General features: G+C 63.8%; 7 protein-coding genes. 3 read left to right on the top strand and 4 right to left on the bottom strand.

The window, feature by feature from the left end; genetic code table 11:
• Positions 1-2,312: 2,312 nt before the first annotated feature.
• The 3 genes from OXT71_14395 to OXT71_14385 form a co-directional block, all read right to left on the bottom strand.
• Positions 2,313-3,863 (bottom strand): sodium:solute symporter family protein, encoded by a 1,551-nt coding sequence (locus tag OXT71_14395; protein MDE2927583.1) that lies wholly within the window; start codon positions 3,861-3,863, stop codon positions 2,313-2,315.
• Positions 3,864-3,869: 6 nt separating this feature from the next.
• Positions 3,870-4,889: a zinc-binding alcohol dehydrogenase gene (locus OXT71_14390; GenBank protein MDE2927582.1), complete on the bottom strand. Its 1,020-nt coding sequence runs from the start codon at positions 4,887-4,889 to the stop codon at positions 3,870-3,872.
• A 225-nt stretch (positions 4,890-5,114) separates the two neighbouring features.
• Positions 5,115-5,960 carry a hypothetical protein gene (locus OXT71_14385; GenBank protein MDE2927581.1) on the bottom strand — a complete coding sequence of 282 codons (846 nt, stop codon included), beginning with the start codon at positions 5,958-5,960 and terminating at the stop codon, positions 5,115-5,117.
• A gap of 281 nt (positions 5,961-6,241) precedes the next feature.
• On the opposite strand from OXT71_14385, the gene OXT71_14380 reads away from it, so the two are divergent.
• Positions 6,242-7,030, top strand: coding sequence for a phosphodiesterase (locus OXT71_14380; protein ID MDE2927580.1), 789 nt, complete (start codon positions 6,242-6,244; stop codon positions 7,028-7,030).
• Between the two features lie 72 nt (positions 7,031-7,102).
• Here the strand turns inward: OXT71_14380 and OXT71_14375 are convergent, their stop codons facing one another.
• Positions 7,103-10,498: a DUF1080 domain-containing protein gene (locus tag OXT71_14375; GenBank protein ID MDE2927579.1), complete on the bottom strand. Its 3,396-nt coding sequence runs from the start codon at positions 10,496-10,498 to the stop codon at positions 7,103-7,105.
• 179 nt (positions 10,499-10,677) lie between these two features.
• On the opposite strand from OXT71_14375, the gene OXT71_14370 reads away from it, so the two are divergent.
• A complete protein-coding gene (locus OXT71_14370; GenBank protein ID MDE2927578.1) occupies positions 10,678-11,511 on the top strand; it encodes an NIPSNAP family protein in 834 nt (277 codons plus the stop codon).
• A gap of 39 nt (positions 11,512-11,550) precedes the next feature.
• Positions 11,551-14,007 (top strand): penicillin acylase family protein, encoded by a 2,457-nt coding sequence (locus tag OXT71_14365; GenBank protein ID MDE2927577.1) that lies wholly within the window; start codon positions 11,551-11,553, stop codon positions 14,005-14,007.
• Positions 14,008-14,064: the final 57 nt, after the last annotated feature.

Raw genomic sequence — 14,064 nt, 5'->3', positions numbered from 1 at the left:
TATCTGGCTGGCGAGAGTCCGGAACGGGTGGCCGGCCGGCTCCGTTGATCCGCCGTGGTGGTCCTTCCGGCAGGCCTCGGGATCTGGCGTTCGAGCTGGCGTCCGGGAGCTCGAACTGGATCGCCGGAAAGTGGGGTTCCGTGCCGCTCGGGGAGTGCACCTGAGACAACGGGGGGCATGTGCACCATGAAGGCTCTTCGATGTGCACGGCGACGTTCCTCTAACTTGCTGTCCCCATTCGGGTTACGGCTCGCCTCGCGGCTCGGCGGTGCCGCTCGGGGAAAGCGGAGGTGGACGGGAGCGACCCCCCTTTTTTGCCTCCCGGATCGGCAAAGCGGGGCAGGCTGATCCGCACTCTCCGTGCCATCGCCTCGGGGGGTCGCTCCCGTCCCAATGATCCCTGCCGGGAAGGCGTCTGGATCGCCTGAGCGCGTGGCGCTGCGGCACGGAACGGCGCGGTGGGCAAGCCGCCGCGTGCCAGTGCTCGTACCAGCGTCTGTGGACGGCCCCGATGGCTGGACGGAGTGATCTGGCGGATCGAACAGGCAATCTTCTTCCAGAAATGCGGAGTGTGCTGAAAGGGACGCGGGCCGATTCGACGGCTATGGCAGCGTCAGGGCCTCGCTGAGACCGGCCATCGAGTGGCGACCAGGGGCGGAAGATCGCGACGCTGGCGTGGAGATCGACGACGACATTCGCGACGCTCTCGTGGCGGGCGACACGCTTGCCGGGGAGCTCATTTTGACGGGTACAGAGCGCCCCACCGTGTCGATCCGGGAGTGTAAGGGAGACAACGGGGGCAACTTACATCATGGGAGTCTGCCAACTTACACACGCGATTTCCCCGATCTCTTTGTCGCTCATGCTGTTACGGCCATGTTTTCGGCTCCGCCGTGCCCGCACGGGGAAATCGGAGGCGGAAGGGAGCGACCCCCCCTTTTTCCTGCCCGGTGCGGGCGCGGGGGTGTGGCGCAATTTACATCTGCGCCACACCCCCTGGGGGGGTCGCTCCCTTCCAAAATATCCCTGCGGGAAGCCCCCGGAGAAGAATCCGGAAGACCTGTCAGGGCTCTGCCAGGCGTCCGTTCCCCACACGTGGTGCGTGATCCAGGCATGACCACAGGCGACACGTGCCAATGGGATCCGCAGGTGCAGGTGGATTTGCGGCGTCCTCTTGGACGAGGACCTGGCCCGAACCCCGGAAGGTCTGAACTCGGAACGGCAGGTGGAGGTCCGCGTCGGGGTCCGCTCCAGGCCCAGCCCCCGGTCCAGGGCCTGGCCGACAAGGCGGTCGGCGCGGGTGGTGGTGGTCCGGCCGTCGAGAGCCAGCTCGACGCCGTGGCGGCGTGCGACGAGGCGGAGGCCGAAGCGCAGGGCGCGGTTTCTCCGGCCAGCCGGAACAGAGGACGGACCGGGGGAACCGATCCCCCCAGACCCCCCAGTGGCGCCAGAACCCCGGGCGGCTCACCTTGCCGCCAGTGAACCTGGCGCTCCTGTTCGTCGCGCGTCCCATGAGAATGGGACCCTCGCGCGGTCTCCTCGGGCTTCCAGCCCGGAGTGAGACGTCGGCCCGTTTCGGAAGTCCTGGCCCAACGGACCCGGTCGGCTCCGAATGTCCGCCCCCAATTCCCGGAGCGCGCAGGCTCTTGAAACCTGGAAGTCGAGGCGAGAAACTCGTCCCTGGAGTCCACGGACCTCCAATAGGGTCGAATGGAATCCCGTTTAGAAGGTGGGTTGCAATGAGGTAAACCGCTCGGGAGAATAGATCCTAACTATATTAATATCAGATACTTACGAGAATTCTTCCGTAGACCCTGCGGGAGCAGCGCTCGAACGCCGTCGTCGCGTAAACTCGACTGACCGTTGGCCGTCGACCGTCCCGCGGGGGCACCGCACGTCGAGGATCACTGGAATTACTCAAGAGATCCATCCCCGAAACGAGGTTCTCGAGTCTGATCCCTTCCGGATCCTCCCCTTCCGGATTGTGCGTCGCGAGTCGGAGCTGCCCGAGGATCCATCGGCGCTGGACGACCGGCGCCAAGAGTGGGCCAACTGTCCGAAACCGGACACTTTGTCCCGGAATCGGACACTTCGTTGCGGCCTGAAGCAGGGTCGGTGCGTGATCGGGTAGTGGTCGAGACGCGAGATCATCCTTGACACCAGGAATCTGACCCAGAACGGACTCCTCGCAGCTTCAGTGTGGCCTTCCGCGCAACTAGAGCAAATTCGGCAAATTCGGCACTGTCCCTTTCCCGATAGGCACTGTCCCTTTCCCCAAATTGGCACTGTCCCTTTCCCGATAAGCGGCCGGATCAGGGTGTCGAGTCGGGAGGTTGGGCTTGAGACGTGAAGTCCCTGGCTCCGACCCACGGGGCGCCGACGCGCCGGAAGAAGGTCACTCGCCGCCGGATCTCCTCTTGCGAAGGACGATCCAGATGGCTGACCAGAACCCCCACAAGGCAGATTCCCGGCATCAGGTAGACGTAGATCCAACGGGCCCAGACGGGGAAGGGAACAACCGGGTCGGCCAGAACGTTGGCGTAGATCGCGACGGCCAGGCCCAACGTCCAACCCAGCGCGAGGCAGACGCTCGCGGCCCGCCGGCTCGCCTTCCACCAGAGAAATCCGAAGACGCAAGGGAAGAACATGGCCGCGAAGAGGGTGTTCCCGAAGAGATTGATGACCACCAGCAACTTGCCCAGAAGCGTCGTGCACAACAGGAGGGTGATCAGGCCCAGGAGCAGCGTGACCTTGCGGCCCACCCTCAACTGGTCCGCATCGGAGGCGTCGGGCCGGAGCCACCCTTTGTAGAAATCCTGCACCACCATGGCCGAAGTGGTGTTCCAGATGCTGGACATGGTGGTCTGGCAGACGGCGAAGAGCATGGCCAGCATCAGTCCACGGATCCCGGGGCCCAGGAAAAGGTTCATGGCCCCGCCCACGGCCTGGTCCGGATCCTGCAGGCCGGAATGGTGGCTGTGATAGATGAGCGTGGCCACCTGTCCGCAGGCATAGAGGAGAGTGGTGGCCAGGGTGGCGATGGCCACAGCGGCGAAGGCGGTCTTCTCGCTACGGGCGGCGAACATCCGCTGCCCGTACCAGGGCGCCAGGGGGTAACAGAGGAGGATGACCACGTTCAGGGTGACGATGAAATGGAGGGGTAAAATGGGGTCGGGATCCACGGCCTGGTAGGAATGGAACAGCGGTTCCGGCGCGGCGAACTGCAGGGCGCTAATGGCCAGAAGCGGCAGTACGACGACCGTGACCACCAGCGACGCCGTGTCGGTGAAGGCCACCGCAATCAGGCCGCCGGCCCAGGTGAAGATGAGGACAACGGTGCTGATCACCAGGGCGGTCCAGACCAGGGTCCGGTCCGCCGTGATCCAACCCGGGACCAGGGCGCCCGAGGGTGCAAGTCCCAGCGCCGAGGAAAACGTCTTGCTGGTGGCGATGAGGTAGCCTGAGGAGAAGAGGGTCAGGATCAGGGTGGTGACCAGGCTGACGGCTCGACGCAGTCCCAAGGAGTACCGGGCCTCGAACATCTCGGCGATGCTCACCGCCTGGAGCCTCTGCCAGCGGCGCGCCACCAGCAGGCCGTAGCTGCCGAGTCCGGTGATGAAGATCAGGCAGAGCCAGGCGGCCCGGGGCCCGGCCGTGTAGCTGATGCTCCCGAACCAGATCATGGTGGAGGGATTGAACTCGGTCATCACCAGCGTGCCAACCAGGGCGAACATCCCCAGTTGCCTGCCGGCGACGGTGTAGTCCAGGGAGGTGCGGACGCGGCGCGACACCCAGAGTCCGTAACCCAGGGCCCCCAGGGCGTAGAGCGCCACGATGCCGAGGTCGATCCAGTTCCCGCTCATGACGGGCTAGTCTTCCTGAGCCCAGTCGAACACGGCGGCGATGAGATCCTTGGAGTGCTCCCGGGCCAGTTCGTACGCTTCCTTCATGCGTTCGGGCGGGAAGCGGTGGGTGATCAGGGAATCGAATCGCATGTCCCTGTTGGCCAGGAGGGTCATGATGTACTGGAGATTCCTCCGAATGTTGAAGCGGAGGTCCGAGGCCGGCGCATCGGTTGAAGGAGCAGAGCCGGAGCCCAGGAGCGTGAGCTGCTTGGCGTAGAACCACCTGGGGTCCAGCGGATTGAAGTCGGGAGGTTCGTCGAACCTTCCGGGAAAGCCCAGGATGCTGATCCGGCCGCCGGTGCGGGCGATGTCCACCGAGAGCCGGTATGCCGGCCAGGGATTCGCGGTGAGGATGACCAGGTCCGTCCCCTCCTCGCCGAAGACACGGGCGAGACAGTCGCCGAGACTCGGGTCCCGGTACTCGACGGCGGCGTGGGCGCCCATCTTCAGGGCGGCCGCCGACCGTTTGGGGGAGTTGGAGATGGCCACTACCTTGGCCCCCATGGCCCGGGCGAGTCCCACGGTGCACAGTCCGATGATACCCAGGCCCACCACAGCGACGTTTTCTCCCGTCTCGTACTTCGCCTGCCGGATTCCGGCCAGGCCCAGATGGGTGAGATAGGCCAGCGACGCCTCGTCGTCGGGGACCCCGTCCGGAATCGGAGTCAGCACCTCGTCATCGCCGGCGATGAAGGCGGACTGGTGGTAGTGGCGCGAGAAGATTCTCTGGCCCGGACGGAATTGGGTGACTGCCGATCCCACCTTGCGAACGACTCCGACGTTGGAGTAACCCACTTGGCGCGGGTAGTCGGGCGCGTCGGGAACATAGTTGGAGTCTCCCAGGTAGTTGCCCAGATCGGTGCCCGTGGAGAGGGCCGAAACCAGAGTCTCCACGTAGAGTTGGTTCGGCCCGAGAGCGTCGCTGTCGAGGTCCCGCTCCTCTACTCGAAGGTCCCTGGCGCCGTACAGAATGGCCGCTTTCATGCTGCTGTCTCCCTGTGGTTATGACTTGATCGGTGACGGTGCCGGTTCGAACAAACTCATGCGAGTCCCGAATCCAACAAGGGCGCAGGATATAGCAACCCGGGGGGTGGAACAACCATGCGAGGCCGCCGGGCGGGACCGTTTCAAGGGGCCCGAGAGCCGTTGTCATGGCGCCGGCAATCGTAGGGAGGCGACGGATATTGCGGCAGGATTCCAGGTTTGGTCCTACTCGTCCAAGTAGTAGCCGGAACCGATCAGGATCGGCAGCCCGTAGCTGACCACGCGCTTGACGAAGACCACCTTCCGCTGCTGGGATCCGGTGGCAGGATTGCGGGTCCGGAAATAGAGGAAGGATTCACCGAAGGCATCGGCAACGCTCAAGAAATCCCGGTCCGGAATCGAGGTCAACTCCGAACCGCTTCCCCCCGGTGTCCAAGCGCCCCGGTGGTATGGTTCACCGCTGAAGAGGGTATTCCCGTTCTGGTCCAGCCCGAAAACGTAGATCGAGTCGTGCCTCCAACTCGGATCGGCCGACAGCGGGACGGAGGCGAAGTACCCCATCGATTCGAGCTGCATGGCCGCACAACGGACGAATTCCCGCAACTTTTCGTCCGAAGGATCGAGGGTGAGGCCCATGGCGTTCACCTCTTCCCGTTGGCAGGTGCCGGGGAGATCGCGTTGGTAGATCCCGGCTCCGATCGTCGAGGGCACGCCATTCCAATCGATCGCCTTGATGTAGGTGGCTTTCGGCTCATCGTTGCCGGAAACCGGATTCAAGTAGGAATAGTAGATCCAGCCTTCGCCGAATTCACTGGCCACACGATACGATTCCCGGAAGAGATCATTGCCGAAGGCATCGATCAACCGGCCCCAATGAGACGGGTCCCCTTCGATCGATGGATCCGGCGGGAAGACGAACGATCGAACCGCGTCGCTCACGGGAGTGAGTTCCGTAACCCCGATGTAGACTGGACCCGAACGCCAGCGCTCGTCATTGTGGAAGGCCTCGTAGGCTTCTTCAAAGCCTCTGTCCTGGACCAGCTCGTAGGCGCACTGGACGAATGCCTCCACGTCATTCGGGGTTCGGACTGCGCTTGCGGCGATGGAGTGATCCGCACAAGATGGAGTATCGGCAGTTCCAAAACCCTGTGTGGAGACCAACAGGCTGGTGAGAATAAGGAAACAGGTCCGCCAATGGAAAGCCATCAGGACGTTGTACCGAGCCCGGGACGAAGCCGGGTCGCCCGCCGGTGCGACGGGGCGTTGAGAAATCGTCGTTTCACAATGAATCGACCCGTTCGAGGCAGAACACTATACACTTGTCGCCTAGGCCTCCCCACTGCGCACCGACCATGACCATTCGCATTCTGCAATTGAGCGATCCTCACCTCCTGTCCGACCCCGACTCACAGCATCGGGATGTCCCCACCTGGCGATCCTTTCGCCAGGTCCTTCGCCATTTGGATGGCGAGGCCTCCGGCTTTGACTGGGTAATCCTGACCGGGGATCTGGCGCACGATGAGCAGCGGGAAACCTACCGGCTCCTGAGGCGAACGTTGGAGGAACGAAGCACGCCTTGGCGGATGATCCCCGGGAATCACGACTGCCGGGCGTTCATGCGGGAGGTGTTCCCCGAAATGGCCGGTTCCGCCGGGGACTCCTTCGGCTTCTGCCTGGACCTGCCGGGCTGGAAGCTTGTGGGGCTGGATTCCCGGCTGCCCGGTTCCGTCTCCGGACGGGTGGGCCGCCGCCAGTTGGATTGGTTGAGGAAGGAACTGGAGGCGGACTCCGGAGTTCCTACGATCCTTTTCATCCATCACCCTCCGGTTCCGGTCGGGTGCCCCTGGTTGGACCGGATCGGCTTGGAGGATGCCGGGCAACTCCGCTCGGTCGTGGGGGCGGCGCCTCAGGTTCAACTGGTCCTTTGCGGGCATGTCCACCACGAGTTCCGGGGTCGATTGGGTGAGGTGGAGGTTCTGTCCGCCCCCTCCACGGCTTTCCAATTCCTGCCCCAGGGAGAGATCCCGGTCTTCGATCCTGCTCCCCCCGGCGCCCGGATCCTGGAACTGGACGGGTCGCGGTGGAGGACCCGTGTCGTCCGCGTTCCCGAATTGATCTGGGTGCCGAATCCCGACGTCTGACCGGAGCCGCGCTTCAAGTCCCGGTCAGAATCCCGAGCCCCGCTCCAGAAACAGGAACAGGTCCACCAGGTTCTACGTTGTCATGGCCTCCAGCAGGTCTTCGGGCATGATGGAGATCCGGGAGGTTCGCCGATCGGTGACGAGGTCCTTGGGAATCTCGATTCTCTCTCCGGTGGCGTCGATGAGGGTCAACACCTCTTCTGTCTCATCCGCCAGCATTCCGGTGAACGGCTCGCGTCCCTTGGCCTCGACGATGAGCGCCGTGTACTGGTCGGAGATGACCTTGGAGGGAAACATGATGGCCTCCAGGATCTCGGAACGGCGAAAGCGCTTGACCGCCGTCGACAGATCGGGTCCGCCGCCCCGGCCCTCGCTGCCGAACACGTGGCAATTGGAACACTTGGCCCGGTGGAATACGGCCCGCCCCCGTTCCGCGCTCCCTCTCTCGTAGGCCCCGGGATCGAATTCCAGGTAGAGGCTCAATTCCTCGAAACTCATCTGGGTGAGCCGCGATCGCTCCGGTGGAGGCTCGCCGCTGATGAGCTCCAGAACCCGCTCCGCCCGCTTCCGCGCCAGCTCGGCCTCCCGCGCCTCGGCCTGGTCCCGCTCCTCCGCCGGAAGCAGGTCCAGAACGTCTTCCCAAAGACGGGCGATGTAGCCGTGCATGCTGGCCGCACCCGGCATCCGCCATCCCCGGTCGAACCACTCGACCAGGGTGTTCCGCTGAGCCCGGTTCCAACCCTGCTTGATGGATCGAAGAGCGTAAACGGTATGGATCTGGTCCGGCTGGGACTTTTCCGGCTTCAGATCCCGAAGCAGCGCCTCAATGGCGCCCGGCGTCTGCAGGTGCCCCAGGAGCGTTTCCAACTCCCGATTCACCAGAGAGCTTTCCGTGGGATACAGGTCCAGCAACCGGGAGCCGAGTTGGGAAGCGAATTTCTTGCGTCCCGCTGTTGCCGGCGCCGGGTCGCGCAGCAAGGCCAACTGGCAGATTCGCAGGTAGGCCAGTCGGATCTCCTCGGTCATGGGTTCGCGGCTGTATTCCAGGAGTTTTTCCTGAATGGCGTTCCAGTCCGGACCCGGGATTCCAACCCGGATCAAGGCCAGAAGGCCCTCCAGTGCCCCGTGAGGCCGCTCCCGTACGGTGTCGGCCAGAACCCGTGAGGTCCAGAGAAGTGGGTCCATCCGCTCCAGTGTCAGCCTCGCGGCGTGGCGGACGAACCGGCCGGAATGATCCATGAGGCGGTACAGGCTCCGGGCCAGCGCTTCAGGATCCGGAAGAGGAGAGTCGGAGTTCAATCCGGCCCGCAGGAGGGATTCCGCGGCCCGCCTCGCCACCAGGGGGTCGGAGTCGCCCAAACGCTCATGCAGGCTGGGTGAGACCGATTTCAGGGGGTGGGTCCCCAGCAGGAGGACCGCGGCCGCGCGGACCTCCCGATCCTCATCCCTGGAGAGCTGGTCCAGCAGCTCCGGGACGGGCGCCGGTCCCATGGTCTGAAGCAGCTCCAGGGCGCGGACTCGCTGTTCGGAAGGAGAGGCCCGGTCGCGAGCGACTCGGATCAGATCGCCTTCCCAACGGGTCCCCAATTCGGACTTGACCCGGGTCAGCGCCAGCTTTCCCCAAGCGGACCGGTGCATGGGCTGGGTCAGGGCCTTGCGGGCGCCGGAGCCGGTGCCGACGGAGGACGCGGGCGCCGCGTCGCCATGGAGGACCCTGTAGAGCCCGCCGCTGGTGGATCGGCCGCCCGCCGAGAAATAGAGGAGCCCGTCGGGGCCGACGTCCAGGTCGGTCACATTCAACGGCTCCCCTGTGACGAAGTCCTCGCCGGAGGCGGCGTACGTCGCCCCGGTCTGCTCCGGAAAGCTCACCCGGATGCGCCCCCGGGACCAGTCCCCCAGAAAGAGGGCTCCGTGATATCTGGGAGGGTAGGACCGGTGCTGGTAGAAGGCGATTCCCACGGGTGAGCCGCGTCCCAGACTTTCGACGGCGGGGAGGGAATCGGGGTAGTAGTCGGGGAACTTGCTGGATCCCGTTCGCCAGCCGTAGTCCCCTCCGGGAACCGCGTGAAGGACCCGGATGGGCCGGTACCAGGGAAGCCCGAAGTCCCACTCCATGTCCGAATCGAAGGTAAAGATCTCTCCCTGTGGATTCAGAGCGAAGTCGAAGGCGTTCCGGAAACCGGCGCTGTACTGAGTGACCCGATTGCCGGCGAGATCCAGCCGGTGGATGGTACCGGCGGGCACCCGGATCGAGTTGGCGTGTCCCCGGGGATCCACGTAGCGCTCCAGAAGATGATCCTCCCGGAGCCCCCGGGAGGGAGAGCCCGGGTCGACGGTCGCGTCGGGGTAGGCGTAGTTGCCGTAGAGCAGGTACAGGTCGCCGTCCATGCCGGTCAGGATGGCGTGCGGCCCGTGCTCTCCGATCCGGCCGCGGCTGCCGGCGATCAGGGTGGTGGAATCGGCCTGGTCGTCGCCATCGTCGTCGACCAGCCGGTAGAGGCCCGGTCCGTCGGGCCCGTTGGCCTGCACCAGCAGGTCTCCGGCGCCCAGGTAGTGCATCCCGTGCGCCTTTTGCACCCGGTTCGAGAAGTCCCGGACCCGTTCGAACCGGCCGTCCCCGTCCTCATCCAGCAGGATGTGAATTCCACCGTGCTCACGGGCCACGACCGGCCTGCCCAAGTGGTCGAAGGCCATATTGACCAGTGAGCCCAGCAATTCGTCGGTGGCCACCTGCTCCACCTGGAAGCCGGCGGCAACCCGGAATCGTTCCTTGCCGCGCCGTATCTGGCCGGTCGTCCTGGCCGCCTTGATCCGGATGTCCTTGTACAGGACCCGCATGGGCTGCCCGGTGTGGAGTTGGAGGGCGATGATCCCCGACCTCGACCCCTTGGGATCGGTCAGGTCGCAAACCTGGTGGCCGTTGAGAATGAACCGGATCCGGCGTCCCTCGGCGATGATCTCGTAGCGGTTCCATCCCGTCAGGTCGGCGCGTGAATTGATCGCCGCCTTCTCCTCGGGACTCAGCTTCTTCCAGTAGTCCATGATGCCGCGCTTGCCCTCTTCGTAGAGCATGCCGAAGTATTTTTCTTCGGCGATGTCGGCCTGATACCCCTTGACCACGTAGTCGGGGTGCTGCTCGCTCCGGAACTGGATCCCACTGTTTCCCCGGATCAACTTCACCGAAACCCGCAATGTGAAATCGGTGAAGCTCCGGGTGGTGGAGAGAAAACTGTTGCGCTCGATCGGGTTCTCCTCCGTGGAACCGACGATCACTCCGTTTTGCACCTTCCAGAGTCGGGGGTCGCCGATCCAGCCGGTCAGATCCCGGCCGTTGAAAAGAGAAACGAATCCCTCTTCGTCCTGCGACGCGCGAATTGGAATGGAGCACAGGAAAAGCGAGAACAGGAACGCTGCTGCGAGTCTTGAAAGACCCTGTCCCAAGCCGGACGGGCGACTTCTGAACTTCATTCGCCAACCCCCTTCAGGTTTGTCCGAGTGTGCCATTTTGGTGTCGGAGAGAACTATTGTCACACCCGAACAGACTGTCAACCGAGGACCCGCTCCGATTGACACCGGCTCGGCCGGTTACTACTTTGGTCCGGCCGAGCCGGGTTTCGAGAGACCTGGACAACCGGAGGAGAGCCAAGATGATGATTTCCAAATATTTCCAGCCACAGAATCTCGTTTGGTTGTGCCTGGCAATGTTTCTGGCGGTGAGCTGCAACCCGGCGGTCCAAAATGAGGCTTCCGAGGCGCCGGCGAGCGAAACAGCGGGAGAGGTCATGCACGAGTACTACGAACTTCGCGTCTACCGCATCGACAGCCTCGAAAAGCAGGAAGTCGTCAGCCGCTACCTGGAGACCGCGCTGCTTCCCGCGTTGAACCGGACGGGCATCGATCGAGTCGGAGTCTTCACATTGCAGGAAGCGGGAGACGACTTCTCCATTTTCATCCTGATCCCCTATCCGACCCTGGATCATATGACTCGGCTGAGCGACGTCCTGGATCAGGACGCGGACTACCAGACGGCGGCGTCCGAATACTTTTCCGCCTCCATCGACGACCCGGCCTACGGGCGAATCGAGAGCAAGCTGATGAAGGCCTTCGACAGCATCCCGGTCATGGAGCTGCCGGAGCAGTCGTCCACCGGGGACGCGCGGATCTTCGAGCTTCGGACCTACGAGAGCCATCACGAGAACGCGGCCTATCGGAAAGTGCAGATGTTCGACGAGGGGGAGACCCAGATCATGCGGGAAGCGGGTCTCGGTCCGGTTTTCTTCGGAGAAGTCCTAGTGGGCCATGACGTGCCGAATCTGACCTACATCCTGTCGAGCACGGACCGGGAGACGCACAAGAAGAGCTGGGAAGCCTTCCTGGCTCATCCCGATTGGGTCAGGATGAAGGCCATGGAGCGCTACAAGGACACGGTCTCCAAGATCACGAACTGGTTTCTGATTCCGACTTCCTATTCGCAGATCTGACCACCGATCGAACGGGCTGTGGCAGCCTCCGGGCAGGGTTTGAGAAAAGGACTCCGATACGCGGCGTGGGCCCTGGTGGCCGTGGCGCTCGGGTCGTTCCTGACCTTCCACCATCTGGCGCGCCGGGCATTGCCCCAACTCGACGGAGTCCGCTTTGTAGCGGGCCTGCAACAGCCGGTTGAAATCGTACGCGACCGGTGGGGCGTCCCCCACATTTTCGCCGGCAGTGATACGGACGCCTATTTCGCATTGGGCTATGTCCATGCCCAGGACCGCCTCTTCCAGTTGGAACTGACCCGGCACGTCAGCCAGGGACGTCTGGCGGAACTGGTGGGTGAACCTGGGCTGAACCTGGATCTCCTCTTTCGGACCATCGACCTGCACGGTCCTACCCGCCGCATGTTGGAGCGGGCCGGCGCACCGGTTCGCTCGGCGGCACGGGCCTACGCCCTCGGCATCAACACCGCCGTCGCCGACTTGGACGGATCTCTGCCTCTGGAGTTCACCCTGTTGAACCATGAGTTCGAGCCGGCCGAACCGGACGACTTCGTGGGAGTGATCGGGCTTATGACGTGGCAGTTGAACCTGTCATGGGAGATGGACCGTTACTTCGAGCAATTGGTGGCGCGCATGGGGGAGGAGCGGGCGCTGGAGCTCTTCCCATTTCGTCAGGGAGGATCGCCGCCGGTGCATCCGCCGGACGGGACGGCGTCCCCGGCATCGCCGCCGCCGGCAATGGAATCGGCCGTGATCCTGGATCGTCTGGGAAAGCTGATCCCGGCCTCCGCAAGCATTCCCTTGCCAGGGAGGTTCCTTCCGTCGCTCAGCGGAACGGGAGGCAGCAACAGTTGGGTTGTTTCTCCCCGGCGCAGCGTCACGGGGCACGCCATCCTGGCCAACGATCCCCACCTGGGCTTCCCCATGCCGCCCATCTGGTATCAAGCGCATCTCCGCGCTCCTGGATTTGAGGCAGCCGGAGTCACCCTTCCCGGCCTGCCTTTCGTGGTGGTCGGACGAAACCGGAACATCGCCTGGGGCCTGACCAACGTGATGCAGGACGCGGCCGATTTCTTCGTGGAGCGGATGGACGACGATCGTCCCGGCCAGGTCATGTATCGCGGCCAGTGGGTGGATTTGAAAAAAAGGGTGGAGACGGTCCGGGTGAAGGGTGGAGAAACCCGGTCGCTGGAGGTGCTGTCCACGCCCCACGGACCTTTGGTGAATCACCTGCTGCCTGAGATTCAGAAGCCGGTCTCCTTCCGCTGGACCCTGCATGCGGCGAAACACGCCAACGAGATGGAGGGTTTGTGGCTCCTGAACCGGGCGCGGAACTGGGATGAGTTCCGCAGGTCCATGTCCTGGTTCGGCACTGCGGCCCAAAACGTGGTCTACGCAGATCGGGAGGGACACATCGGCATGCAGACCGTCGGCGCCTTTCCCCGTCTGGACGGCCGAAAGGACGGGACCCGGTTCCGCGTGGGATGGGACGGCAGCGAGGAGTGGAACGGGTTTCATCCCTTCGAGGAGAATCCGGTCAGTTTCGACCCGCCGCAGGGTTGGTTGGCCTCGGCCAACAACCCCACGGTGGAGCCGCCCAGCCCCTTCTATATCTCCGCCTGGTGGGAGCCGGTGGACCGGATCAGCCGAATCGGCGAGGTTCTGACGTCTCAGGACAGGCTTTCGGTGGAAGACATGAAACACTTGCAGAGCGATTCTCTTCTACCGGCGGCCCGCGAGCTGACTCCCCTGGTGTTGGAGGCCTTCGATCCACCTCCCCCAGCCGGCGACCCGGTGCGAGAAGCCCTCGAGGTATTGCGCGGCTGGGACTACGTGATGGACGCCGGCCAAGCCGCGCCCACGTTGTTCGCCACCTTCCACCGGCAATTGTTCGAGGAGATCTTCCAGGACGAGTTGGGGGAAGACCTGATCGGGGCGTACCGTTCCCGCGGAAATCTCCCCGACACCATGGTTCGAACGGTGTTGAAGCGGGGAGCAGGACACTGGATCGACCGGATCGGCACGCCGCGCGTCGAGGAGCTGCCCGAGATACTTCAAGCCGCCTTTCGGAAGGCCGTAACCCGCGTCTCTACCCGGTGGGGTCCCGATCCCAGGAACTGGATCTGGGGAGACGTTCACACCCTGACCATGGTCCATCCCCTGGGCTTGGCCTCCCGGATCTTTGGATGGTACTTCAGCCTGGGTCCATTCCCGGTTTCCGGCGCCAAAGGCACCGTAAAAAAGATGGGCTACCGCTCGGATGATTTCCGGGTCGTGTCCGGCGCTTCCGTTCGTCAGATCACCGACTTCTCGGAGCCGGACCGGTTGTTGACGGTGATTCCCGGCGGTCAGTCGGGAATTCCGGCCTCGCCCCACTACGGCGACCTGTCGAAACTCTGGCTGACGGGACGCTACCATCCGATCCCGTTGAACCGCGAGGCGATCCAGGAGGCCCACCGCCTGGTCCTTCGTCCCGGGGTGGCCGCTCCCGGCCAGTAGCGGCGCCGAATTCTTCTGGAGAATTGAAGCCGGTCTACGCACCTCTCCAAAAAAGAT

The organism is Acidobacteriota bacterium (assembly GCA_028874215.1).
GTDB lineage: Bacteria > Acidobacteriota > UBA6911 > RPQK01 > JAJDTT01 > JAJDTT01.
Note: the sequence above shows the minus strand (reverse complement) of the source record. Positions and strands in the feature narration are given on the sequence as shown.